This is a genomic window from Pseudomonas kermanshahensis (assembly GCF_014269205.2).
In the GTDB taxonomy this organism is placed as follows: Bacteria; Pseudomonadota; Gammaproteobacteria; order Pseudomonadales; family Pseudomonadaceae; genus Aquipseudomonas; species Aquipseudomonas kermanshahensis.
On the sequence record NZ_JABWRY020000001.1, the window covers coordinates 236,464 to 260,174 of the forward strand.

The 23,711-nt window shown below is 60.4% G+C and carries 17 protein-coding genes, 2 tRNA genes, 2 rRNA genes and 1 pseudogene; 10 read left to right on the forward strand and 12 right to left on the reverse strand.

Annotation, left to right across the window (positions count from 1 at the left end; genetic code table 11):
• The first annotated feature begins 12 nt into the window (after positions 1 to 12).
• Positions 13 to 792 carry an AraC family transcriptional regulator gene (locus HU764_RS01150; protein ID WP_186704012.1) on the forward strand — a complete coding sequence of 260 codons (780 nt, stop codon included), beginning with the start codon at positions 13 to 15 and terminating at the stop codon, positions 790 to 792.
• Between the two features lie 120 nt (positions 793 to 912).
• Here HU764_RS01150 and HU764_RS28005 read toward each other — a convergent pair whose 3' ends face one another.
• The 5 genes and pseudogenes from HU764_RS28005 to HU764_RS01170 form a co-directional block, all read right to left on the reverse strand.
• Positions 913 to 1,680 carry a methyl-accepting chemotaxis protein gene (locus tag HU764_RS28005; RefSeq protein WP_371098032.1) on the reverse strand — a complete coding sequence of 256 codons (768 nt, stop codon included), beginning with the start codon at positions 1,678 to 1,680 and terminating at the stop codon, positions 913 to 915.
• Between the two features lie 90 nt (positions 1,681 to 1,770).
• Positions 1,771 to 2,856 (reverse strand): annotated as a pseudogene (locus HU764_RS28010) (HAMP domain-containing protein); the annotation flags it as partial.
• A gap of 171 nt (positions 2,857 to 3,027) precedes the next feature.
• Complete coding sequence (cueR, locus tag HU764_RS01160; RefSeq protein WP_027594974.1) at positions 3,028 to 3,438, reverse strand: Cu(I)-responsive transcriptional regulator; 411 nt, start codon at positions 3,436 to 3,438, stop codon at positions 3,028 to 3,030.
• Positions 3,435 to 5,834 (reverse strand): heavy metal translocating P-type ATPase, encoded by a 2,400-nt coding sequence (locus tag HU764_RS01165; protein ID WP_186704013.1) that lies wholly within the window; start codon positions 5,832 to 5,834, stop codon positions 3,435 to 3,437. Before HU764_RS01165 ends, cueR begins: the two co-directional genes overlap by 4 nt.
• A gap of 52 nt (positions 5,835 to 5,886) precedes the next feature.
• On the reverse strand, positions 5,887 to 6,273 hold the full coding sequence (locus HU764_RS01170; RefSeq protein WP_186704014.1) for a hypothetical protein: 387 nt from the start codon (positions 6,271 to 6,273) through the stop codon (positions 5,887 to 5,889).
• A gap of 142 nt (positions 6,274 to 6,415) precedes the next feature.
• Between HU764_RS01170 and HU764_RS01175 the strand changes: the two genes are divergently transcribed.
• Complete coding sequence (locus tag HU764_RS01175) at positions 6,416 to 6,613, forward strand: heavy-metal-associated domain-containing protein (RefSeq protein ID WP_027594977.1); 198 nt, start codon at positions 6,416 to 6,418, stop codon at positions 6,611 to 6,613.
• 112 nt (positions 6,614 to 6,725) lie between these two features.
• The gene (locus HU764_RS01180; RefSeq protein WP_027594978.1) at positions 6,726 to 7,907 is read left to right on the forward strand and encodes a multidrug effflux MFS transporter; all 1,182 of its coding nucleotides are present in this window, start codon (positions 6,726 to 6,728) and stop codon (positions 7,905 to 7,907) included.
• Here the strand turns inward: HU764_RS01180 and HU764_RS27550 are convergent.
• The gene (locus tag HU764_RS27550; protein ID WP_085273983.1) at positions 7,858 to 8,055 is read right to left on the reverse strand and encodes a hypothetical protein; all 198 of its coding nucleotides are present in this window, start codon (positions 8,053 to 8,055) and stop codon (positions 7,858 to 7,860) included. The two genes, HU764_RS01180 and HU764_RS27550, sit on opposite strands and share 50 nt — an antisense overlap.
• Positions 8,056 to 8,582: 527 nt before the next feature.
• On the opposite strand from HU764_RS27550, the gene HU764_RS01185 reads away from it, so the two are divergent.
• Positions 8,583 to 9,296 carry an ArsR/SmtB family transcription factor gene (locus HU764_RS01185; RefSeq protein ID WP_186682083.1) on the forward strand — a complete coding sequence of 238 codons (714 nt, stop codon included), beginning with the start codon at positions 8,583 to 8,585 and terminating at the stop codon, positions 9,294 to 9,296.
• Positions 9,297 to 9,315: 19 nt separating this feature from the next.
• Here the strand turns inward: HU764_RS01185 and HU764_RS01190 are convergent, their stop codons facing one another.
• The 6 genes from HU764_RS01190 to HU764_RS01215 form a co-directional block, all read right to left on the reverse strand.
• A complete protein-coding gene (locus tag HU764_RS01190; protein ID WP_186682081.1) occupies positions 9,316 to 10,263 on the reverse strand; it encodes an adenosine deaminase in 948 nt (315 codons plus the stop codon).
• Positions 10,264 to 10,346: 83 nt separating this feature from the next.
• Positions 10,347 to 11,702: an 8-oxoguanine deaminase gene (locus tag HU764_RS01195; protein ID WP_186704015.1), complete on the reverse strand. Its 1,356-nt coding sequence runs from the start codon at positions 11,700 to 11,702 to the stop codon at positions 10,347 to 10,349.
• Positions 11,703 to 11,822: 120 nt separating this feature from the next.
• Entirely contained in the window at positions 11,823 to 12,509 is a 687-nt protein-coding gene (locus HU764_RS01200; protein WP_085273980.1) for an SDR family oxidoreductase, read from the reverse strand.
• 388 nt (positions 12,510 to 12,897) lie between these two features.
• Positions 12,898 to 13,482 carry an IMPACT family protein gene (locus HU764_RS01205; protein ID WP_186682075.1) on the reverse strand — a complete coding sequence of 195 codons (585 nt, stop codon included), beginning with the start codon at positions 13,480 to 13,482 and terminating at the stop codon, positions 12,898 to 12,900.
• A gap of 9 nt (positions 13,483 to 13,491) precedes the next feature.
• Positions 13,492 to 14,154, reverse strand: coding sequence for a TetR/AcrR family transcriptional regulator (locus HU764_RS01210; RefSeq protein WP_027594985.1), 663 nt, complete (start codon positions 14,152 to 14,154; stop codon positions 13,492 to 13,494).
• Positions 14,155 to 14,244: 90 nt separating this feature from the next.
• The gene (locus HU764_RS01215; RefSeq protein ID WP_099428266.1) at positions 14,245 to 15,162 is read right to left on the reverse strand and encodes a LysR family transcriptional regulator; all 918 of its coding nucleotides are present in this window, start codon (positions 15,160 to 15,162) and stop codon (positions 14,245 to 14,247) included.
• A gap of 118 nt (positions 15,163 to 15,280) precedes the next feature.
• On the opposite strand from HU764_RS01215, the gene aptA reads away from it, so the two are divergent.
• The 6 genes from aptA to HU764_RS01245 all read left to right on the forward strand — a co-directional run bounded on the left by aptA (position 15,281) and on the right by HU764_RS01245 (position 23,647).
• Positions 15,281 to 16,627 carry an omega-aminotransferase AptA gene (gene aptA, locus HU764_RS01220; RefSeq protein ID WP_027594987.1) on the forward strand — a complete coding sequence of 449 codons (1,347 nt, stop codon included), beginning with the start codon at positions 15,281 to 15,283 and terminating at the stop codon, positions 16,625 to 16,627.
• Positions 16,628 to 16,700: 73 nt separating this feature from the next.
• On the forward strand, positions 16,701 to 18,194 hold the full coding sequence (locus HU764_RS01225) for a CoA-acylating methylmalonate-semialdehyde dehydrogenase (RefSeq protein ID WP_027594988.1): 1,494 nt from the start codon (positions 16,701 to 16,703) through the stop codon (positions 18,192 to 18,194).
• 559 nt (positions 18,195 to 18,753) lie between these two features.
• A 16S ribosomal RNA gene (locus HU764_RS01230) occupies positions 18,754 to 20,290 on the forward strand.
• Between the two features lie 77 nt (positions 20,291 to 20,367).
• Positions 20,368 to 20,444: transfer RNA gene (locus HU764_RS01235), tRNA-Ile, on the forward strand.
• Positions 20,445 to 20,450: 6 nt separating this feature from the next.
• Positions 20,451 to 20,526, forward strand: a tRNA-Ala gene (locus tag HU764_RS01240).
• Positions 20,527 to 20,754: 228 nt separating this feature from the next.
• Positions 20,755 to 23,647, forward strand: a 23S ribosomal RNA gene (locus HU764_RS01245).
• Together the 16S and 23S rRNA genes with 2 tRNA genes alongside form the textbook arrangement of a ribosomal RNA operon.
• Positions 23,648 to 23,711: the final 64 nt, after the last annotated feature.

Here is a 23,711-nt window from a genome sequence, read left to right on the forward strand (position 1 = left end):
CAAGAAACCGCCATGCCGATCATCGGACATCCCCGGGCCATCCCGGCGCTCGACCACCTGCCCAGGCCCCTTTATGCCCGCGCCGAAAGCCTCGGCGCCGGCTCCTGGACCACTCGCCATCAGCACGACTGGGTGCAGTTTTCCTACGCCATCAGTGGCGTTCTCGGCGTCTACACCCGCGATGGCAGCTATTTCGCGCCCCCTCAGTGGGGTGTGTGGATCCCGGCGGACGCCGAACACGAAGTGGTGACGTCGATGCAGGCCGAAATGCGCAGCCTGTACGTGCGCCGCGATGCCTGCCCGTGGGCGCCGGAGCACTGCCGGGTGCTGGAGGTGACGCCGCTGGCGCGGGAGTTGATCAAGCAGTTCTGCCTGTTCCCGGCGGATTACCCGGAAGCCGACAGCGCCGAATCGCGATTGGTCGCGGTACTGCTCGACCAGTTGCGCACGTTGCCGGAAGTCGGGTTCTCGTTGCCCCTCCCGCGTCATCCGGGGTTGCTGGCGTTGTGTAATAGTCTGATCGCGGCACCGGATACAGCCCAGACCTTGCAGCAATGGGCGCTGCAACTGGAGTGTTCGGCGAAGACGTTGATGCGGCTGTTTCAGCGTGAGACGGGGTTGAGCTTTCGCAACTGGCGTCAGCGCATGCGGCTGCTGTCATCGCTGGCGTTGCTGGAGGCGGGGGAGAATGTAACGGAGGCCGCGTTGGGGTGTGGGTATGACTCGACCTCGGCTTACATCGCGGCGTTCAAGCAGTTGTTTGGGGCGACGCCTGGGGAGCTGAAACTGTAGGAGCAGCCTTGTGCTGCGAAGAGGCCAGTGATAGCAGCGAAAAACTATGCTGTTGTCACCGGCCTCTTCGCAGCGCAAGGCTGCTCCTACAGGTCGCTTGCTTTAGCCGTGAAGTGGCTGTCAGGTGCGGAAGCGTCGTACCAGCGAATCCAGCTCGTTGGACAACCCTGCCAGGCTCTCCGAGTCTTGGCGCGCAGCCTGGGCCAGTTCGGCCACCAGTTGCGCATCGCCATGGATCTGGCTGATGTGCCGGTTGATGTCCTCGGCTACCTGATGCTGCTCTTCCGCTGCCGTGGCGATCTGCGTGTTCATGTCGCGAATCACGTCCACCGACTCACGGATCTGGCCAAAGCTGTCGCGGGCCAGGCCAATGCGGCTGACCGACTGCTGCGACACTTCCAGGCTGGCGTGCATCTGTTCGGCAACCTCGGCGGTGCGGCTGGCCAGGTTGCCCAGCAGGCCATCGATCTCGGCGGTGGAGTCGGCGGTACGCTTGGCCAGCGCCCGCACTTCATCGGCGACGACGGCGAAGCCACGGCCCTGTTCACCGGCGCGGGCGGCCTCGATCGCGGCATTGAGGGCCAGCAGGTTGGTCTGCTCGGCAATCGAGCGAATGGTGCCGAGGATCGACTGGATGGCGTTGCTGTCGCGTTCCAGCTGCTGAATCGACTGGGCCGATTGCTCGATCTCCTGGCTCAGGCGGTCGACGCTGTTCACGGCTGCATCGATCTGCTGCTGGCCTTCACGGGCTTGCTGCTGGCCACTGTCGGCCGACTGCGCCGCCTGGCTGCACGAGCGGGCGACTTCGTTGGCGGTGGCGACCATTTCGTGGAAGGCGGTAGAGACCATGTCCACGGCTTCGCGCTGGCGCCCGGCCGCCTCGGCCATGTCACTGGACACCCGGGTCGAGCTGGTGGAGGTGCTGAGGATCTTGCTGGCGGCAGAGCCGATGTGCTGGATCAGGCTGCGGATCGCGCCGAGGAACTGGTTGAACCAGCTGGCCAGTTGGGCGGTTTCGTCGCGCCCGCGCACTTCCAGGTTGCGGGTCAGGTCGCCTTCGCCCTGGGCGATGTCTTCCAGGCCGCTGGTGACGCTGTTGATCGGGCGCACGATCAGCTTGGCGAACGCCGCACCGACCACGGCGAACAGCGCGGCCAGCACCAGTGCGATGGTGCCGATCAACCACGTCAGGCGGGTGGTGGTCTGCATCACTTCGCTTTGCTCGATCAGGCCGATGAAGGTCCAGCCCAGTTGCTCGTCGGGGTAGATGTTGGCCATGTAGCGCACGCCATTGAGCTCGACTTCGACCAGCCCTTTACCTGCCTTGGCCAGGTCGGCATAGCCGTTACCGAAGCTGCCCAGTTGCTTGAAGTTGTGGCTGGCGTCACGTGGGTCGACCATCACGTTGCCGTTGTTTTCCACCAGCATCAGGTAGCCGCTTTCGCCCAGCTTGATCTGCTGGACGATCTGGGTCAGGCCCTTGAGCGACACATCGATGTTGACCACGCCACCCGGGTTACCCAGCTGGTTGGCCACGGCGCGCACGGTGCTGACCAGCACGGCGTCGTCGGCGGCCCAGTAATAGGCGCCGGTACGCAGGGTTTTGCCAGGGTTGGCCATGGCCAACTGGTACCACGGGCGAGGGCGGGGGTCGTAGTTGACGAACTTCTGCCCCGCGGGCCAGCCGACATAGCCGCCATCGCTGACACCGTAGGAAAGGTAGGCGTAGCCTGGGTGGGAATCGGCCAGGCGGGTGAAGAACTCGAGCACCTGCTTGTCCTGCTCGCCCAGCTCATACGATGGGTTGGCGCTCATGAACTTGTTCAGGTTGTTGCCCGTGGCCGCAATCATGGGTTGTGAGGCCAGGTATTCGACGTTCTGGTTGATGCCCTGGAAGAAGATGTTCATCGCGTTGCTGACCTGGCGAATTTCCCGGCTGCTGCTGTCGAGGAATCCGTCGCGGGCTTCGCCGCGCAGGTTGAGGACCACCAAGGTGGCCACGAGGACGATGGGCAAGCCGGCGATGACCGCGAATGCCCAGGTCAGTTTCTGTTTGATGCTCATCGACGCTCCCGGAATTTTTTTGTTGTCGACACACGAGGCAGGTAGTTACTGCATCGGCAGCGTCCGGGATTAGATGAAGGCAAATGCCCGTATTTATTAGGGAATGTCGCACTAGGCGATGATTCGGTCGTGTTTAGGCGAATATGGCATACCAAAGCGTCGTGGCGAGCCTCAGCGGCAACATCCGCCAACGTTTCCGTTTGCTAAATCCTTCAGGATCGGACAGTCCGGCCGCTCGTCTCCCTGGCAGTGGGAGACCAGGTCGCTGAGGGTGTCGCGCAGGCTCACCAGCTCTTCTATGCGCCGGTTCAGCTCATCGATATGTTGCATGGCCAGCGCCTTGACGTCGGCACTGGCCCGTTGCCGGTCTTGCCAGAGGGTCAGCAACTTGCCGACCTCTTCCAGAGAAAAGCCCAAGTCGCGGGAGCGCTTGATGAAGGCCAGGCTGTGCAGGTCTTCCGGCTGGTAAAGGCGGTAGCCGCTGTCACTGCGGGTGGCTGGCTTGAGCAGGCCGATGGACTCGTAGTAGCGGATCATCTTGGTGCTGAGCCCGCTGCGGCGGGCGGCCTGGCCGATGTTCATGGGGCCTCCTGGGAGCTGCTGGTGGGTTTCCAGGTCTTGAGCCACAGCGCATTGCTGACCACGCTGACGCTGGACAGGGCCATGGCGGCGCCGGCGAGTACCGGGTTGAGGTAACCCAGCGCGGCCAGGGGGATACCGACCAGGTTATAGATGAACGCCCAGAACAGGTTCTGGCGGATTTTCGCGTAGGTCTTGCGGCTGATCTCCAGGGCTGCGGGTACCAGGCGTGGGTCGCCGCGCATCAGGGTGATGCCGGCGGCCTGCATGGCCACGTCGGTGCCACCGCCCATGGCGATGCCGATGTCGGCAGCGGCAAGGGCCGGGGCATCGTTGATGCCGTCGCCTACCATCGCCACCACGCCGTCCTGTTTCAGTGCCGTCACGGTGGCAGCCTTGTCGGCAGGCAGCACTTCGGCATGCACGTCGTTGATCCCGAGGGCGTCGGCAACCACCTTCGCGCTGCCGCGGTTGTCGCCGGTCAGCAGGTGGCTGCTGATGTGTTGTGCGTGCAGGCTATCGATAGCCTGCTTCGCGCCCGGTTTGAGGCTGTCGCCGAAGGCGAACAGGCCCAGCACGCGAGGTTGTGCGCCGCGCTCGATCAGCCAGGACAGCGTACGCCCTTCAGCCTCCCAGGCGTGGGCTTTGGCGGCCAAGCCGCCGGGTTGCAGCGTGCTCTCGTCGAGCATGCGACGGTTACCCAGGGCCAAGTCACGGCCTTCCACCCGCCCGGCGATGCCCCGCCCGGTCAGCGACTGGCTGTCGACGACTGTTGGCACCTCCAGTTGCTGCTCAGCGCACGCCTCCAGCACGGCTTTGGCCAATGGGTGCTCACTGCCGCGCTGCAGGGCGCCGGCCAAGCGGTGCAGCTCGGCGGTGGTGCCGACCAGTGCCTGGCTGTGGACCACGCGTGGGCTGCCGGACGTCAGGGTGCCGGTCTTGTCGAACACGACCCGGTTCACCGCATGGGCACGCTCCAGGGCTTCGGCGTCCTTGATCAGGATGCCGTGGCGGGCGGCGACACCGGTACCGGCCATGATCGCCGCTGGCGTTGCCAGGCCGAGTGCACAGGGGCAGGCAATCACCAGCACGGCGACCGCATTGATCAGCGCGGTTTCCAGCGGGGCACCGGCCAGCCACCAGCCGATCAGCGTGATCAGTGCGATCACCAGTACGGCGGGGACGAATACCTGGCTGACCCGGTCCACCAGCTTCTGGATAGGCGCCTTGGCCGCCTGGGCATCTTCGACCAGGCGGATGATCCGGGCCAGCACGGTTTCGGTACCCAATGCCTGGGTGCGCACCAGTAGCCGCCCTTCACCATTGATGGCGCCACCGGTGACGGGGTCGCCAGGCTGCTTGGGCACTGGCAGGCTCTCGCCGCTGATCAAGGCCTCGTCGGCATGGCTGCTGCCTTCCTCGACTTCGCCATCGACCGGGAAGCGTTCACCGGGTTTGACCACGACCAGGTCACCCACACGCAGTTGGGCGATGGCCACGTCTTCTTCGCGGCCATCGACCACGCGCACTGCGCGTTCGGGGCGCAGTGCTTCAAGGGCCCGAATGGCGCTGGCGGTCTGGCGTTTGGCGCGGCTCTCCAAGTACTTGCCCAGCAAGACCAAGGCAATGACCACGGCCGAGGCTTCGAAATACAGGTGCGGAACCATGCCGGCAGGGGCTTGTGCCCATTGGTACAGGCTCAGGCCGTAACCGGCACTGGTGCCAAGGGCCACCAGCAGGTCCATGTTGCCGGCGCCGGCACGCACGGCCTTATAGGCGGCCACGTAAAAGCGTGCACCGAGAATGAACTGTACGGGCGTAGCCAGCAGGAACTGCGCCCAGGCGGGCAGCATCCAGTGCAGGCCAAAAGGCTGTACCAACATCGGCAAAACGAGTGGCAGGGCCAGCAGCAAGGCGGCACCGACCGCCAGGCGTTCGTTGCGCAGGCGGCGCTGGGCATCGCGCTGATCATCGTGGCCTGCGTGCGGCAGGCTGGCGCTGTAGCCGGCCTTTTGCACGGCGTCGATCAGCAGGCTGTCGTCGAGGGCCGCGAGCACCTCGAGGTGCGCGCGTTCGCTGGCCAGGTTAACGCTGACCTGTTCGACCCCAGGCAGTTTGCCGAGTGCGCGCTCGACGCGGCCGACGCAAGTGGCGCAGGTCATGCCGTCAATCTGCAACTCGACAGTACGGGTGGGCACGCCATAGCCGGCTTCACGCACGGCGTCGAGCAAGGCCGGCAGGCTGCTGGCCGGGGCCTGGACCCGGGCCTGTTCGGTGGCGAGGTTGACGCTGACCTGTTCAGCGCCGTCGACCTTGCGCAGGGCGCGCTCGACCCGGCCAGCACAGCTGGCGCAGGTCATGCCGGAAATCGGCAGGTCGAAGGTGGTGGATGCGGGCATGGCTGTCCTCCTTGGATTGGCCTCCAGCATCAACCTTGCCACGTAGGCAAGGTCAATAGCCTAGGCCGGCGCGCTTCAATTCCAGCCCATTGTGGCCCATGGCAATCCGGTATTTGTTGATCTGGCCCGCCTGCAGGTTCAAACGTGTGCTGCGCTGGTCTTCGATACCGGGGGCGCAACCGGGGGTCTGCCCTGGCAGTAGGCGCAGGCGTATATCCACAGGGCCTGGTGGCAGGTTGAAGGCGGTCGATTGCTCCTGGAATACGCGCCCGGAGAGCTGATCGTTGAGGTACACGCCGATTTCGCAGTTGGTGGCCACTACCAGGCGCTCCCGCGAAATGATCAGTACGCTGTAGTCCGAGTTGCCTTCGGCGTTGGCCGGTGGCACCGCAGCCAGCGCGCTCAAAAGCCCGACGACGCCCAATGCTGCCCTGAACATGATGAATCTCCTGCTTGCCTGATCGTCAAAGGCGCAGCTTGGCCGACGTGAGCGCGGATTTCCAGCCCGCACGCGCGCAGGGGCTTGACCTTGCCCCGATGGCAAGCTTGAAACTGCGTGAAAACCTGAAGGAGGCAACCCTATGCAAGTGTTCAATGTACAAGGCATGACCTGTGGCCATTGCGTCAAAGCGGTGACCCGTGCGGTGCAGGGGCAGGACGCCGATGCCAAGGTCGAAGTCGACCTGGCAGGCAAGCAGGTGCGGGTGCAGAGTGCCATGGCGGTGGAGCAGATCCTCACCGCGATTCGTGACGAGGGTTACCAGGCCGAGCTGGCGTGAAGCCCTGCGCCGGGGGCGCATGAGGCCCCCGGTTTTGTTGCAAATCTTTTCATGCTGGTCGAGTCCTTAGCAGGTAGACTTACGCACTTGCTTAGCCTGCTATGGATTCCTGATGAACCTGCGAATGGTGCTCATCCTGGGCGCATTGAGTGCGTTCGGGCCTTTGGCGATCGACTTTTACCTGCCCGCCTTCCCGGCCATGGCGCAGGCTTTCGCCACCGATGAAAAACACGTTCAGGCCACCTTGGCCGCCTACTTCCTTGGCCTGTCCATCGGGCAGTTGGCCTATGGCCCGGTGGCCGACCGCTTCGGACGGCGTAAGCCGCTGTTGTTCGGCGTGGCGCTGTTTACCCTGGCGTCGCTGGCCTGTGCCTATGCCCCCAACCTCGACACCCTGGTCCTGGCGCGGTTCGTCCAGGCCCTGGGCGGTTGTGCCGGGATGGTGCTGTCGCGGGCGATCGTCAGCGACAAGTGCGACCCGGTGGCGTCGGCCAAGGTGTTCTCGCAGTTGATGCTGGTGATGGGCCTGGCGCCGATCCTGGCGCCAATGCTTGGCGGGGTGTTGGTGAACCTGGCCGGTTGGCAGTCGATCTTCCTCGTCCTGAGCCTGTTCAGCGCGGCCTGCCTGCTGGCGGTCAGCCTGGGCCTGCCGGAAAGCCTGCCGGCGGACATGCCGCGCCAGCCGCTGTCCGGGGCGCTGCGCCAGTACCTGCGTTTGTTCAATGACCGGGTGTTTCTTGGCCATGCCTTGACCGGGGGTATTGCCATTGCCGGTATGTTTGCCTACATCGCGGGGTCGCCATTCGTCTTCATCAAGTTATATGGCGTACCTGCCGAGCACTATGGCTGGTTGTTCGGCACCAACGCGGCTGGCTTTATCCTCGTGGCGCAGGTCAATGCCCGTTTGCTGGCCAAGCGCGGCCCAGCCTTCCTGCTGGTGCGTGCTGTGTGGATGTACCTGGCTGCAGGTTTGGTATTGCTGGGCGTCGCTGCACTGCGGCCGAGCCAGTTATGGCCGCTGTTGGTGCCGTTGTTCGTGTGTATCGCCAGCCTGGGTTGCATCATCCCCAATGCGTCGGCCTGCGCCATGAGCGGGCAGGGCGCACGCGCAGGCAGCGCCTCGGCGCTGATGGGCTGCCTGCAATTCAGCGTCGCCGCAGGCGCGGCGGCGTTGGTCGGGCTGTTGCACGATGGCAGTGCGGTGCCAATGACACTGGTGATCAGCCTGTGCGGGGCGCTGGTGGTCAGTGTCGCGCTGCTGACCCGGCGTTTGCAGGCCAGGCGTCCCGCATAAGCGGGTGAGGCGCCTGCAGGCGGGTTTCCAATGTGGCGACGAAGGCACGCGCCTCGGCCTCGCTGCGGAAACTCACCACGTGTTGGTCGAGCTGAACCTGCCAAGGGCAAACGGGGTTGCGGCTCGACGCACTGACGACAATTTTCATCGCGGCATACCTCCAATGGGGTGTGAGCGGAAGAAGTGTAGCGCTGTGCCCTGTGCCTGCCATGTCCGGCATCCGTGGTCTGACTGACGGTCATTTCCCCCCTGTTCTTCCCTCCTGACCGTCATGCTCCGCGTGTAATACCTGGAGGCATGTAGAAGCTTCGCTTTTGTTTGCGCTATTTATGGAAGCTGCTTGTCGGTCGCGTCCGAACCTGCACAGTGCGAATAGTGCTCATGACCTGCCTCTGTCCCGCTGAGTGCTGGGGCACTGCTCAACTGCGGGGTATTGGGCGGGCTCACTGCACAGACACATCATCTCTCATGGGTAGGTATACCCAGTGGACTTCTGACAGGTGGGCTGAAGCGGCTAGCGCCCTGAGAGAGAGTTTAAGCGGCTTATACTGGCGACCAGCGCCGATGCCAGCGAGCAGGGTTTCCCTCTCAAGGCCGGCGACTGTCAGGCAGGCGATCCCAGTGCCAGGGTTGGCCATTGCATCCATATAAAAACGTGCAGGGAGTTACAGGGACATGAACGCAGTCAGCAGTATCAGCCAGATCGCCAGCCTGATGGCCGACCCCAAGCGCAGCGCCATGTTGTGGGCGCTGATCGACGGCACCCCACGGCTGGCCAACGAGCTCGCGATGATGACCGGGCTGACCTCGTCTTCCGCCTGCGCCCACCTCTCGTTGCTGTCTTCGGCGGGTTTGCTGCGGCATGAGGCGCGGGGCCGCAAACGCTATTTCCGCCTGGCCACGCCTCAGGTAGGGGCAGCGGTGGAAGCACTGGCCAGCGTGCAGTTGGGCAGCGCCAGAGACGACCACCCCGAGGCGGCAGCCTTGCAGTTGCCGATGTCGATCCGCAGGGCGCGGCGCTGCGGTGACCACCTCGGCGGCGAGCTGGCCGGGGAGTTGTATCACCGTCTGGTGGTGGCGGGCTGGTTGGAGGGCACTGACCGGCAACTGGTGGTCAGTGAGCAAGGGCGGGCAGAGCTGGCGCTGGTCGGCGTCTACATAGATGCCTTGGCGCCGCACCAGCAACGGGGGTGTGTGATCTGCCGTTGCACTGACTGGAACAACCAGGGGCCACACTTGGGCGGCGTTCTGGGGCAGGCCTTGTTCAGGCTGTTTCTGCAGTCGGGTTGGATGCGCGAATCGGAGGACACGCGGGCTTTGCATATCTCGGCGCTGGGCATCCAGCAGATCAATCGCATTGCCCGCGTGCAGACGTTGCAGGTTGGGTAACCGCACCGCCAACGTCTGATCAGACCAGTCGCGCGTCCAGGCTGTTTTGCGCCAGGCGGCGCGCTTGGTCTTCGGTCATGCCCAGGTGGGTATGCAAGGCATGGAAGTTTTCGGTGACGTAGCCGCCGAAGTAGGCCGGGTCGTCAGAGTTGACAGTGACCTTCACCCCGCGCTCAAGCATGTCCAGGATGTTGTGCTGGCTCATGTGGTCGAACACGCAGAGCTTGGTGTTCGACAGCGGGCAGACGGTCAGTGGGATCTGCTCGTCGATGATGCGTTGCATCAGCCGCTCGTCTTCGATGGCGCGTACCCCGTGGTCGATACGCTTGATGTGCAGCAGGTCCAGGGCTTCCCAGATGTATTCAGGCGGGCCTTCTTCACCGGCGTGGGCAACGGCGACGAAGCCTTCGCTGCGGGCGCGGTCGAACACACGCTGGAACTTGCTCGGCGGGTGGCCCATTTCGGAGCTGTCCAGGCCTACGGCAATGAAGGCATCGCGGAACGGCAGTGCCTGGTCCAAGGTCTTGTGCGCTTCGTCTTCGCTGAGGTGGCGCAGGAAGCTCAGGATCAAGCCACTGCTGATGCCCAGTTGGTCCCGGCCATCCTTGAGCGCCTGGTTGATGCCGTTGAGCACCACCTCGAAGGGGATACCGCGGTCTGTGTGGGTTTGCGGGTCGAAGAAGGGTTCGGTGTGGACGACGTTCTGCGCCTTGCACCGTTGCAGGTAAGCCCAGGTCAGGTCGTAGAAGTCTTGCTCGGTACGCAAGACATCCGCGCCTTGGTAATAAAGGTCGAGAAATTCCTGCAGGTTGTTGAAGGCGTAGGCGCTTCGCAAGGTTTCGACATCGTCCCAAGGCAGGGCGATCTTGTTGCGCTCGGCCAGGGCAAACAGCAGCTCGGGCTCCAGCGAACCCTCCAGGTGCAGGTGCAGTTCGGCCTTGGGCAGGGCGTTCAACCAGTCATACATAGTTGGTTATCTCGATCAGGTACGGTTGCCGCCATTCTACAGGGCCTGGCCAGGCATTGCGCCCGGCCAGGCCCTGTGTTGCCTCAACCGGCGATGAGCTGCGCGGCCGCCTGGCGGTGATCGGCGATCAGGCCTTGGATATCCAGGCCTTCGATTTGCCCGTCGATGACCCGCCACTGGCCACCGACCATGACTCGGTCGGCGCGGTCGGCGCCGCACAGCAGCAGCGCCGACAGCGGGTCATGGCTGCCAGAGAAGCGCAGTTCGTCGAGCTTGAACAACGCCAGGTCGGCTTGCATGCCGACGGCCAGCTCGCCGATGTCCTGGCGCCCCAACAGCCGCGCCGAGCCGCGCGTGGCCCAACCCAGGGCACGTTCTGGGGTGATCTGCTCGGCGCCATAGCGCAAGCGCTGCAGGTACAGCGCCTGGCGGGCTTCGAGGATCATGTTGGAGGCGTCGTTGGAGGCCGAACCGTCTACGCCCAGGCCCACGGGGGCACCGGCGGCTTCAAGGTCGACGGTTGGGCAGATGCCCGAGGCCAGGCGCATGTTCGAGCTCGGGCAGTGGCAAATACCGGTGCCGGCCGCGCCCAGGCGGGCGATTTCTTCGCCATTGAAGTGGATGCCGTGAGCCAGCCAGGTGCGTGGGCCGAGCCAGCCGACGCTGTCCAGGTAGTCCACGGTGCGCAGACCGAAACGCTGCAGGCAGAAGTCTTCCTCATCAAGGGTCTCTGCCAGGTGGGTGTGCAGCCGCACGTCCAGCTCTTCGGCCAGCGTGGCACTGGCCCGCATGATCTCGGGTGTGACCGAGAAGGGCGAGCAGGGTGCCAGGGCAATCTGGATCTGCGCACCTTCGCCGCGCTCGTGGTAGCTGTGGATAAGCCGTTGGCTGTCGGTCAGGATCACTTCACCCTGTTGCACCGTTTGCTGGGGTGGCAGGCCGCCGTCGTCTTCGCCAAGGCTCATGGAGCCGCGGGTCAGCATCGCGCGCATGCCCAGCTTGCGCACCACTTCGACTTGCACGTCGATGGCGTTGTCCAGGCCTTGCGGGAACAGGTAATGGTGATCGGCCGCAGTCGTGCAGCCCGACAGCAACAGTTCAGCCAGTGCCACCTGGCTGGCCAGCGCCAGCTTCGCGGGGGTGAGGCGTGCCCATACCGGGTACAGCGTCTTCAGCCAGGGGAACAGCGGTTGGTTGACCACCGGTGCCCAGGCGCGGGTCAGCGTCTGGTAGAAGTGGTGATGGGTGTTGATCAGGCCGGGGGTTACCACATGTTCGCGGGCATCGAACACTTGGTCGCACGGTTGGCTGGGGCTTTCGCCAAGGGCCAGGAGTTGTGTGATGCGGCCGTCTTCGATGACCAGCCCGCCACGGGCGTCGGCGCCGTTGGCAGTGAAGATGGCAAGGGGGGATTTCAACCAGATACGGGTCGCAGGCATGGTGCCGGCTCCTCTGAAAGTGGGTTCAGGTTAGCCAGCTCAGTGTTGCCCTGTCTGCTGATCCAGGTCCGCCACGGGGGCGAGGCATCGAGTCTACTGCCTCGCCACGCGGCTTTCAATTCACCAGATCAGCGGTTCACCTTTGTAGTTGATGAAGCGCAGGCCGCCCTTACCGCTTTGCGCCTTGATCTGCTCGAGCATGCCGCGGGTGCTGGTCAGCACGTCGATCTCCGCATTTTCGCCGCCCATGTCGGTCTTCACCCAGCCGGGGTGCATGGCCAGCACGCAGAGGCCGGGGCGCTGTTGTTCGACGACGAAGCTGTTGATCATCGAGTTCAGGGCCGCCTTGCTGGCTTTGTACAGGCAGACTTCACCGCCGTCCGGGATCGTCACGCTGCCCAGGATCGAGCTCATGAAGGCCAGCACGCCGCTGCCTTCGCGCACCTGGCCAACCAAGCGGCGGGCGACGCGGATGGGGGCCACGGCGTTGGTCATGAACAGGTCGCCGATGTCCTGGTTGCGGACGGTTTCCAGGTCTTGTGGCAGCGGCCCCATGACGCCCGCGTTGACAAATACCAGGTCGAACACTTCGCCTTGCAGGCGTTGCTTCAAACCATCGAGCTGAGCGGTGTCGTTCATCTCCAGCTGTTCGATGCGCACACCGGGAACGTGGGCCAGGGCGCCGGCCTTTTGCGGGTCACGCACGGTGGCGATGACGTTCCAGCCATCTTCTTGCAGGCGTTGCACCAGCCCCAGGCCAAGGCCGCGTGAGGCGCCGATGATGAGGGCAGTTCTTGAGTTAGCCATAGGAACATTCCTTTATCGGTGTAGGAAAAAGGATTTGAGCATACTGCAGAGTCGCTAACTGTGCCTGCGCTGCAGCTGGTCAAAAAATGATCGATGGCGCCAGGCTGCTTGTAGACGGGCGCTTCGCCTGTTGGCTAACGGGTTATCCACAGGCTGTTCCACAGTTATTGTGTGCAAGCCGAGCGGAGTGGCCAGTGCGTAACCACTCCAGGAATTGGGGATAACTTTTGAGGTTTCAGCAATTTGCGACTGTCATCAAATAGTGATCAAAATATGATCAAAGCTCTGGGGGTCTTGAAACCAATGGGCTGCAAGAGAGTGCCCCAAGCTTATCCACAGGCAGGCCCACAGTTCTTGTGAGCAATGTCCAGCACATGTGAACAGTTATTCAGCGCGCTTCCAGCAGAATGCGCCCACGGCTCAGGTCGGCCAGTTGCTGGCGCAAGGGGGCCAGGTGGGCTTCACCGACCGCGATGTGCAGGTCAACGCCATTGGCGGTGAACTGTTCATCCAGCACCAGGCCGTCGACGTCCGCCAGGCGCAGCTTCACCAAGGCCAGTTCGCTGAAGCTGCAACTGCAGGTGTATTCGCTGCGCTGCACCAGCACCCGCTTGGGCGCCTGTTGCAGGCATTTGTTGGCGCCACCGCCATAGGCCCTGGCCAGGCCACCGGTACCCAGCTGGATGCCGCCATACCAGCGGATCACCAGCACCACCACCTGATCGCAGTCTTGCGCTTCGATGGCGGCCAGAATAGGGCGCCCGGCGGTGCCGCCCGGTTCGCCGTCATCATTGCTGCGGTATTGCCCGCCAAGCTTCCACGCCCAGCAGTTGTGGGTGGCCGCCAGGTCGCTGTGGCGTTCGATGAAGCTCATCGCCTCGGCAGCACTGTTGATTGGGCCGGCGAGGGTGATGAAGCGGCTTTTGCGGATTTCTTCACGAAACTCGCAGAGGTCGAGCAGGGTAGAAGGCATAAATGGCTGTCAGGCACTCGGCTTGATGCCGCACCCCTTGAGAATGATATGGATAAGGTTGCTGCTCGCGTCTTCCATGTCTTGCTTGGTCAGGCGGCTGCGGCCGGTGACCTGGCAGATCTGCGTGGCGAAGTCGGCATAGTGCTGGGTGCTGCCCCAGAGCAGGAAAATCAGGTGCACCGGGTCGACCGGGTCCATCTTGCCTGCTTCGATCCAGGCCTGGAACACTGCGGCCCGGCCCCGGAACCACTCGCGGTAGTCGGCGCTGAAGTATTCGTTGAGGCAATTGCCGCCGCTGATCACTTCCATGGCGAAAATGCGCGAGGCTTGCGGGTTGCGTCGCGAGAACTCCATCTTGGTCCGAATGTACTGGCTCAGTGCCTCGCCCGGGTCGTCCTCGACGCTCAAGGCATTGAAGGTGCTGTCCCACAACTCGATGATGTTGCTGAGCACGGCAATGTACAGGCCCAGCTTGTTGGTGAAGTAATAATGCAGGTTGGCCTTGGGCAACCCTGCTTTCAGCGCGATGGTGTTCATGCTGGTGCCCTTGAAACCATGGCGGGCGAATTCATCTTCGGCGGCCTGGATGATGGCCTGTTCGTTTTTCTGGCGGATGCGGCCGGCGGGCTTGCCCGAGGCGGAGAGGCGATGCGCTGGGACTTCAAGGGTCATGGACGATTCCGTACGGGTCAGTGGCAGCGGCTGTCGGACAAGATTACCTGCCTACGCCGAAGTGACAAGCGTTTGCGTCAGAGACAGGCATCAGCGTGTCGCAGCCAGGCTATCCAGGAAGCTCTCGAGCACCAGGTTCGGCCGCCGCCCTTTGCGCGTCACCCAACTCAGGCTCAAGTCATAGAAGCGCTGCCGGGGCTTGAGGGCACGCAGCCGGCCTTGCTGCACCCAGAAACTGGCGTAGTGGTCGGGCAGGTAGCCGATGTAGCGGCCCGTCAGGATGAGGAATGCCATGCCTTCGCGGTCCGACGCGCTGGCCGTGCAATGCAGCGCCTGGTAGTGGGCCTGGATATCGGCGGGCAAGCGGAAGGTGGGGGTGATGGCCTCTTGGCTGTTGAGCCGGTCGTCGTCTATCTGTTGGTCGTCGGCATAGAACAGCGGGTGTCCTACTGCGCAATAGAGCAGCGAACGCTCGCTATACAGCGGTTGGTATTCAAGCCCTGAAAGGGCGATGGTCTGCGGCACTACGCCGACATGCAGGCTGCCGTCGAGGACGCCGTGCTCGACTTGGCTGGGCGCGATCATGCGGATGTTGATACGCACATCTGGGCCGCGGTCCTTGAGCTCGGCAAGCGCGTGGGTGATGCGCATGTGCGGCAAGGTCACCAGGTTGTCGGTCAGGCCGATGTTCAACTCGCCACGCAAGTGCTGGTGCAGCCCGTTGACCTCAGTGCGGAAACTTTCCAGGGCACTGAGTAACTGCAGGGCCGAATGGTAGACCTCGCGGCCTTCCTCGGTCAGTGAGAAACCGGCTCGGCCACGCTGGCACAGGCGCAGGCCGAGGCGTTGCTCCAGGTCGTTCATCTGTTGGCTGATGGCCGAGCGGCCGATCCCGAGCACGTTTTCGGCTGCCGAGAAGCCGCCGCACTCGACGACGCTGCGGTAGATCTTCAACAGGCGAATGTCAAAATCGCTCACTTGGGCGAGTGGGTCGGGGCGTCGGCTCATTAGTTTAGTGTTGCCCTATCTGAAGATTAGAAAAGCAGGCTTTTTCAGACTTTATCGCCGTGCCAATTTAGCCGCAACAAGATCCATCGTTGCCTAATCGTCTTTCGAGGAACCGCCGATGAACATGCCGGAAACCGCTCCCACCGATATCGCCAGCCAGCTCAAGCTGGATGCCCACTGGATGCCGTACACCGCCAACCGCAATTTCCATCGCGACCCACGCCTGATCGTGGCGGCGGAAGGTAACTACCTTGTGGATGACAAGGGGCGCAGGATCTTCGACGCCCTGTCTGGCTTGTGGACCTGCGGCGCCGGGCATACCCGTAAGGAAATCACCGAGGCCGTAGCCCGTCAGGTCGGTACCCTGGATTACTCTCCGGCCTTCCAGTTCGGCCACCCGCTGTCGTTCCAGCTGGCGGAAAAGATCACCGCGCTGACCCCGGGCGATCTGAACCACGTCTTCTATACCAACTCCGGTTCCGAGTGCGCCGATACAGCGCTGAAGATGGTCCGTGCGTACTGGCGCCTGAAAGGCCAGGCGACCAAGACCAAGATCATTGGCCGTGCCCGTGGCTACCATGGCGTGAACATCGCCGGCACCAGCCTGGGTGGCGTGAACGGTAACCGTAAGATGTTCGGCCAGTTGCTGGACGTCGACCACCTGCCTCACACCGTGCTGCCGGTGAACGCGTTCTCCAAGGGCTTGCCAGAGGAGGGCGGCATTGCCCTGGCCGACGAAATGCTCAAGCTGATCGAGCTGCACGACGCCTCCAACATCGCTGCGGTGATTGTCGAACCGCTGGCGGGCTCGGCGGGTGTTCTGCCGCCACCGAAGGGCTACCTCAAGCGCCTGCGCGAGATCTGCACCCAGCACAACATCTTGCTGATCTTCGACGAAGTGATCACCGGCTTCGGCCGTATGGGCGCGATGACCGGGGCTGAAGCCTTCGGCGTGACGCCAGACCTGATGTGCATCGCCAAGCAGGTCACCAACGGTGCCATCCCGATGGGTGCGGTCATTGCCAGCACCGAGATCTATCAAACCTTCATGAACCAGCCAACACCGGAATACGCGGTGGAGTTCCCCCACGGCTACACCTACTCGGCCCACCCAGTGGCCTGTGCCGCCGGCATCGCCGCACTGGACCTGCTGCAGAAGGAAAGCCTGGTGCAGGCTGCGGCCGAACTGTCGCCGCACTTCGAGAAACTGCTGCACGGGGTTAAAGGCACGAAGAACGTCGTCGATATCCGCAACTATGGCCTGGCCGGCGCGATCCAGATTGCTGCCCGCGACGGCGATGCGATCGTGCGCCCTTATGAAGTGGCGATGAAGTTGTGGAAGGCCGGCTTCTATGTGCGCTTCGGTGGCGACACCCTGCAGTTTGGCCCTACCTTCAATACCCAGCCGCAGGAACTGGACCGCCTGTTCGACGCGGTGGGCGAGACCCTGAACCAGATCGATTGATCGTTGCGATTTTGATGGCAAGCGCGTGAAGTGATCACGCGCTTGTGTCACCCCTCTTTATCTGGAGTTTTGCATGAGCATTGTTCAACACCTGATCAACGGCGAGCTGGTTACCAAGGGTGAGCGCACCGCCGATGTCTTCAACCCGTCCACTGGTCAGGCCGTGCGCAAGGTCGAACTGGCCAGCCGTGCGACCGTTCAGGAAGCCATCGATTCGGCCAAGGCTGCCTTCCCGGCCTGGCGCAATACGCCGCCGGCCAAACGTGCCCAGGTGATGTTCCGCTTCAAGCAACTGCTGGAGCAGAACGAAGCCCGCATCTCGCAGATGATCAGCGAAGAGCATGGCAAGACCCTGGAAGACGCTGCAGGCGAACTGAAGCGTGGTATCGAGAACGTCGAGTTCGCCTGTGCGGCACCTGAAGTGCTCAAGGGCGAGTACAGCCGTAACGTTGGCCCGAACATCGACGCCTGGTCCGACTTCCAGCCGCTGGGTGTGGTCGCCGGTATTACCCCCTTCAACTTCCCGGCCATGGTCCCGCTGTGGATGTACCCGCTGGCCATTGCCTGCGGTAACGCCTTTATCCTGAAACCGTCCGAGCGTGACCCGAGCTCGACCTTGTACATTGCCCAACTGCTGCTGGAAGCCGGCCTGCCTAAAGGCATCCTTAACGTGGTGCATGGCGACAAGGAAGCTGTGGACGCGCTGATCGAAGCTCCGGAAGTGAAAGCGCTGAGCTTCGTCGGCTCGACCCCGATTGCAGAGTACATCTACGCCGAGGGCACTAAGCGCGGCAAACGCGTACAGGCGCTGGGTGGTGCGAAGAACCATGCCGTGCTGATGCCCGATGCCGACCTGGACAACGCTGTCAGCGCGCTGATGGGTGCAGCTTATGGTTCGTGCGGTGAGCGCTGCATGGCGATTTCGGTGGCGGTGTGCGTGGGTGATCAGGTTGCCGATGCACTGATCGCCAAGCTGGAGCCGCAGATCAAGGCGCTGAAGATTGGTGCCGGTACTTCGTGTGGCCTGGACATGGGCCCGCTGGTTACCGCTGCTGCCCGCGACAAGGTGGTTGGCTACATCGACGACGGTGTGGCTGCTGGCGCCAAGCTGGTGGTGGATGGCCGTGGCTTGCGCGTTGCAGGTAATGAAGATGGCTACTTCGTGGGTGGCACCCTGTTCGACAAGGTGACCCCGCAGATGCGCATCTATAAAGAAGAGATCTTCGGCCCCGTGCTGTGCGTGGTCCGGGTTAACAGCCTGGAGCAGGCCATGCAGCTGATCAACGATCACGAATATGGCAACGGCACCTGCATCTTTACCCGTGATGGCGAGGCAGCGCGCCTGTTCTGTGACGAGATCGAAGTGGGCATGGTCGGTGTGAACGTGCCGTTGCCGGTGCCGGTGGCGTACCACAGCTTCGGCGGTTGGAAGCGTTCGTTGTTCGGCGACCTGCATGCTTATGGCCCGGATGGGGTGCGTTTCTATACCCGTCGCAAGGCGATCACCCAGCGTTGGCCGCAGCGGGCCAGCCATGAGGCATCGCAGTTTGCGTTCCCTAGCCTATAAAGCATGAACAAAAGCGGGGAGGCCGGAGGGCCTCCCCGCTTTGTTTTTCAGCTTTATTAAGGTTTCTTGGAATTAAAGGTTGACGGGGTTTCGAATCCCCTTATAATGCGCCCCACTTCCAGCGTGATTGGAACGAGAAACTCCTTGAGTATCAACGAGTTAATCGATTCAGGTAGTGTTGTAAGGGCTTCGATCGAAAGATCGTCAGCGGTTGAAAGGGTGGTTGACAGCGCTTCTAAACGCTGTATGATTCGCCTCCCGCTACGAGAGATCGCAGCGAGCCAGGTGTTTGAAGCTAAACGAGTTTCTCGCGAAAAACTTCAAAATAAACGCTTGACAGCAAATGAGGAAAGCGTAGAATGCGCGCCTCGGTTGAGATGAAAAGCTCTTAACCAAACGCTCTTTAACAAATTGAATCAAGCAATTCGTGTGGGTGCTTGTGAGTACGGACTGATAGTCACAAAGATTATCAGCATCACAAGTGACCATGCGAGAAATCACATAGTCATTTGAGATTGCTGAGCCAAGTTTAGGGTTTCTTAAAAACCCAAGCAGTATTGAACTGAAGAGTTTGATCATGGCTCAGATTGAACGCTGGCGGCAGGCCTAACACATGCAAGTCGAGCGGATGAGAAGAGCTTGCTCTTCGATTCAGCGGCGGACGGGTGAGTAATGCCTAGGAATCTGCCTGGTAGTGGGGGACAACGTTTCGAAAGGAACGCTAATACCGCATACGTCCTACGGGAGAAAGCAGGGGACCTTCGGGCCTTGCGCTATCAGATGAGCCTAGGTCGGATTAGCTAGTTGGTGAGGTAATGGCTCACCAAGGCGACGATCCGTAACTGGTCTGAGAGGATGATCAGTCACACTGGAACTGAGACACGGTCCAGACTCCTACGGGAGGCAGCAGTGGGGAATATTGGACAATGGGCGAAAGCCTGATCCAGCCATGCCGCGTGTGTGAAGAAGGTCTTCGGATTGTAAAGCACTTTAAGTTGGGAGGAAGGGCAGTAAGCGAATACCTTGCTGTTTTGACGTTACCGACAGAATAAGCACCGGCTAACTCTGTGCCAGCAGCCGCGGTAATACAGAGGGTGCAAGCGTTAATCGGAATTACTGGGCGTAAAGCGCGCGTAGGTGGTTTGTTAAGTTGGATGTGAAAGCCCCGGGCTCAACCTGGGAACTGCATCCAAAACTGGCAAGCTAGAGTACGGTAGAGGGTGGTGGAATTTCCTGTGTAGCGGTGAAATGCGTAGATATAGGAAGGAACACCAGTGGCGAAGGCGACCACCTGGACTGATACTGACACTGAGGTGCGAAAGCGTGGGGAGCAAACAGGATTAGATACCCTGGTAGTCCACGCCGTAAACGATGTCAACTAGCCGTTGGAATCCTTGAGATTTTAGTGGCGCAGCTAACGCATTAAGTTGACCGCCTGGGGAGTACGGCCGCAAGGTTAAAACTCAAATGAATTGACGGGGGCCCGCACAAGCGGTGGAGCATGTGGTTTAATTCGAAGCAACGCGAAGAACCTTACCAGGCCTTGACATGCAGAGAACTTTCCAGAGATGGATTGGTGCCTTCGGGAACTCTGACACAGGTGCTGCATGGCTGTCGTCAGCTCGTGTCGTGAGATGTTGGGTTAAGTCCCGTAACGAGCGCAACCCTTGTCCTTAGTTACCAGCACGTTATGGTGGGCACTCTAAGGAGACTGCCGGTGACAAACCGGAGGAAGGTGGGGATGACGTCAAGTCATCATGGCCCTTACGGCCTGGGCTACACACGTGCTACAATGGTCGGTACAGAGGGTTGCCAAGCCGCGAGGTGGAGCTAATCTCACAAAACCGATCGTAGTCCGGATCGCAGTCTGCAACTCGACTGCGTGAAGTCGGAATCGCTAGTAATCGCGAATCAGAATGTCGCGGTGAATACGTTCCCGGGCCTTGTACACACCGCCCGTCACACCATGGGAGTGGGTTGCACCAGAAGTAGCTAGTCTAACCTTCGGGAGGACGGTTACCACGGTGTGATTCATGACTGGGGTGAAGTCGTAACAAGGTAGCCGTAGGGGAACCTGCGGCTGGATCACCTCCTTAATCGACGACATCAGCCTGCTGATGAGCTCCCACACGAATTGCTTGATTCATTGTCGAAGACGATCAAGACCCTATATAGGTCTGTAGCTCAGTTGGTTAGAGCGCACCCCTGATAAGGGTGAGGTCGGCAGTTCAAATCTGCCCAGACCTACCAGTATTTGGGGCCATAGCTCAGCTGGGAGAGCGCCTGCCTTGCACGCAGGAGGTCAGCGGTTCGATCCCGCTTGGCTCCACCACTCTTGCAGTACGTGATCAAACTCAGAAATGAGCATTCGCTTCGAATGTTGATTTCTGGCTTTTGTCAGATCGTTCTTTAAAAATTCGGATATGTGATAGAAATAGACTGAACACTACTTTCACTGGTAGTGGATCAGGCTAAGGTAAAATTTGTGGGCTCGAAAGAGCAAAACGAATTTTCGGCGAATGTCGTCTTCACAGTATAACCAGATTGCTTGGGGTTATATGGTCAAGTGAAGAAGCGCATACGGTGGATGCCTTGGCAGTCAGAGGCGATGAAAGACGTGGTAGCCTGCGATAAGCTTTGGGGAGTCGGCAAACAGACTGTGATCCAGAGATCTCTGAATGGGGGAACCCACTCAGCATAAGCTGAGTATCTTGTACTGAATACATAGGTGCAAGAGGCGAACCAGGGGAACTGAAACATCTAAGTACCCTGAGGAAAAGAAATCAACCGAGATTCCCTTAGTAGTGGCGAGCGAACGGGGACCAGCCCTTAAGTTGGTTTGAGATTAGTGGAACGCTCTGGAAAGTGCGGCCATAGTGGGTGATAGCCCCGTACACGAAAATCTCTTATCAATGAAATCGAGTAGGACGGAGCACGAGAAACTTTGTCTGAATATGGGGGGACCATCCTCCAAGGCTAAATACTACTGACTGACCGATAGTGAACTAGTACCGTGAGGGAAAGGCGAAAAGAACCCCGGAGAGGGGAGTGAAATAGATCCTGAAACCGTATGCGTACAAGCAGTGGGAGCCTACTTTGTTAGGTGACTGCGTACCTTTTGTATAATGGGTCAGCGACTTATATTCAGTGGCGAGCTTAACCGAATAGGGGAGGCGTAGCGAAAGCGAGTCTTAATAGGGCGTTTAGTCGCTGGGTATAGACCCGAAACCGGGCGATCTATCCATGGGCAGGTTGAAGGTTAGGTAACACTGACTGGAGGACCGAACCGACTACCGTTGAAAAGTTAGCGGATGACCTGTGGATCGGAGTGAAAGGCTAATCAAGCTCGGAGATAGCTGGTTCTCCTCGAAAGCTATTTAGGTAGCGCCTCATGTATCACTGTAGGGGGTAGAGCACTGTTTCGGCTAGGGGGTCATCCCGACTTACCAAACCGATGCAAACTCCGAATACCTACAAGTGCCGAGCATGGGAGACACACGGCGGGTGCTAACGTCCGTCGTGAAAAGGGAAACAACCCAGACCGTCAGCTAAGGTCCCAAAGTCATGGTTAAGTGGGAAACGATGTGGGAAGGCTTAGACAGCTAGGAGGTTGGCTTAGAAGCAGCCACCCTTTAAAGAAAGCGTAATAGCTCACTAGTCGAGTCGGCCTGCGCGGAAGATGTAACGGGGCTCAAACCATGCACCGAAGCTACGGGTATCACCTTTTGGTGATGCGGTAGAGGAGCGTTCTGTAAGCCTGTGAAGGTGAGTTGAGAAGCTTGCTGGAGGTATCAGAAGTGCGAATGCTGACATGAGTAACGACAATGGGAGTGAAAAACTCCCACGCCGAAAGACCAAGGTTTCCTGCGCAACGTTAATCGACGCAGGGTTAGTCGGTCCCTAAGGCGAGGCTGAAAAGCGTAGTCGATGGAAAACAGGTTAATATTCCTGTACTTCCAGTTATTGCGATGGAGGGACGGAGAAGGCTAGGCCAGCTTGGCGTTGGTTGTCCAAGTTTAAGGTGGTAGGCTGAGATCTTAGGCAAATCCGGGATCTCAAGGCCGAGAGCTGATGACGAGTTGCCTTTAGGCGACGAAGTGGTTGATGCCATGCTTCCAAGAAAAGCTCCTAAGCTTCAGATAACTGGGAACCGTACCCCAAACCGACACAGGTGGTTAGGTAGAGAATACCAAGGCGCTTGAGAGAACTCGGGTGAAGGAACTAGGCAAAATGGCACCGTAACTTCGGGAGAAGGTGCGCCGGCGAGGGTTAAGGACTTGCTCCGTAAGCCCATGCCGGTCGAAGATACCAGGCCGCTGCGACTGTTTATTAAAAACACAGCACTCTGCAAACACGAAAGTGGACGTATAGGGTGTGACGCCTGCCCGGTGCCGGAAGGTTAATTGATGGGGTTAGCGCAAGCGAAGCTCTTGATCGAAGCCCCGGTAAACGGCGGCCGTAACTATAACGGTCCTAAGGTAGCGAAATTCCTTGTCGGGTAAGTTCCGACCTGCACGAATGGCGTAACGATGGCGGCGCTGTCTCCACCCGAGACTCAGTGAAATTGAAATCGCTGTGAAGATGCAGTGTATCCGCGGCTAGACGGAAAGACCCCGTGAACCTTTACTATAGCTTTGCACTGGACTTTGAATTTGCTTGTGTAGGATAGGTGGGAGGCTTTGAAGTGGGGACGCCAGTTCTCATGGAGCCATCCTTGAAATACCACCCTGGCAACTTTGAGGTTCTAACTCAGGTCCGTTATCCGGATCGAGGACAGTGTATGGTGGGTAGTTTGACTGGGGCGGTCTCCTCCCAAAGAGTAACGGAGGAGTACGAAGGTGCGCTCAGACCGGTCGGAAATCGGTCGTAGAGTATAAAGGCAAAAGCGCGCTTGACTGCGAGACAAACACGTCGAGCAGGTACGAAAGTAGGTCTTAGTGATCCGGTGGTTCTGTATGGAAGGGCCATCGCTCAACGGATAAAAGGTACTCCGGGGATAACAGGCTGATACCGCCCAAGAGTTCATATCGACGGCGGTGTTTGGCACCTCGATGTCGGCTCATCACATCCTGGGGCTGAAGCCGGTCCCAAGGGTATGGCTGTTCGCCATTTAAAGTGGTACGCGAGCTGGGTTTAGAACGTCGTGAGACAGTTCGGTCCCTATCTGCCGTGGACGTTTGAGATTTGAGAGGGGCTGCTCCTAGTACGAGAGGACCGGAGTGGACGAACCTCTGGTGTTCCGGTTGTCACGCCAGTGGCATTGCCGGGTAGCTATGTTCGGAAGAGATAACCGCTGAAAGCATCTAAGCGGGAAACTTGCCTCAAGATGAGATCTCACTGGGATCTTGAATCCCCTAAAGGGCCGTCGAAGACTACGACGTTGATAGGTTGGGTGTGTAAGCGCTGTGAGGCGTTGAGCTAACCAATACTAATTGCCCGTGAGGCTTGACCATATAACACCCAAGCAATTTGCTAGCGCGAATTGCGGTGGTGAAGACGAAACAACCGAAAGTTCGT

Coding starts and splice junctions, on each gene's coding strand:
- cueR (WP_027594974.1), bottom strand. CDS start 3,438: ATGAACATCGGCCAGGCCGCCCGCCGCAGCGGGCTCAGCACCAAGATG.
- HU764_RS01200 (WP_085273980.1), bottom strand. CDS start 12,509: ATGGCTAACTCAAGAACTGCCCTCATCATCGGCGCCTCACGCGGCCTT.
- aptA (WP_027594987.1), top strand. CDS start 15,281: ATGAACATGCCGGAAACCGCTCCCACCGATATCGCCAGCCAGCTCAAG.
- HU764_RS01195 (WP_186704015.1), bottom strand. CDS start 11,702: ATGCCTGCGACCCGTATCTGGTTGAAATCCCCCCTTGCCATCTTCACT.
- HU764_RS01165 (WP_186704013.1), bottom strand. CDS start 5,834: ATGCCCGCATCCACCACCTTCGACCTGCCGATTTCCGGCATGACCTGC.
- HU764_RS01150 (WP_186704012.1), top strand. CDS start 13: ATGCCGATCATCGGACATCCCCGGGCCATCCCGGCGCTCGACCACCTG.
- HU764_RS01215 (WP_099428266.1), bottom strand. CDS start 15,162: ATGAGCCGACGCCCCGACCCACTCGCCCAAGTGAGCGATTTTGACATT.
- HU764_RS01170 (WP_186704014.1), bottom strand. CDS start 6,273: ATGTTCAGGGCAGCATTGGGCGTCGTCGGGCTTTTGAGCGCGCTGGCT.
- HU764_RS27550 (WP_085273983.1), bottom strand. CDS start 8,055: ATGAAAATTGTCGTCAGTGCGTCGAGCCGCAACCCCGTTTGCCCTTGG.
- HU764_RS01190 (WP_186682081.1), bottom strand. CDS start 10,263: ATGTATGACTGGTTGAACGCCCTGCCCAAGGCCGAACTGCACCTGCAC.
- HU764_RS28005 (WP_371098032.1), bottom strand. CDS start 1,680: ATGGCCGAGGCGGCCGGGCGCCAGCGCGAAGCCGTGGACATGGTCTCT.
- HU764_RS01175 (WP_027594977.1), top strand. CDS start 6,416: ATGCAAGTGTTCAATGTACAAGGCATGACCTGTGGCCATTGCGTCAAA.
- HU764_RS01185 (WP_186682083.1), top strand. CDS start 8,583: ATGAACGCAGTCAGCAGTATCAGCCAGATCGCCAGCCTGATGGCCGAC.
- HU764_RS01225 (WP_027594988.1), top strand. CDS start 16,701: ATGAGCATTGTTCAACACCTGATCAACGGCGAGCTGGTTACCAAGGGT.
- HU764_RS01180 (WP_027594978.1), top strand. CDS start 6,726: ATGAACCTGCGAATGGTGCTCATCCTGGGCGCATTGAGTGCGTTCGGG.
- HU764_RS01210 (WP_027594985.1), bottom strand. CDS start 14,154: ATGACCCTTGAAGTCCCAGCGCATCGCCTCTCCGCCTCGGGCAAGCCC.
- HU764_RS01205 (WP_186682075.1), bottom strand. CDS start 13,482: ATGCCTTCTACCCTGCTCGACCTCTGCGAGTTTCGTGAAGAAATCCGC.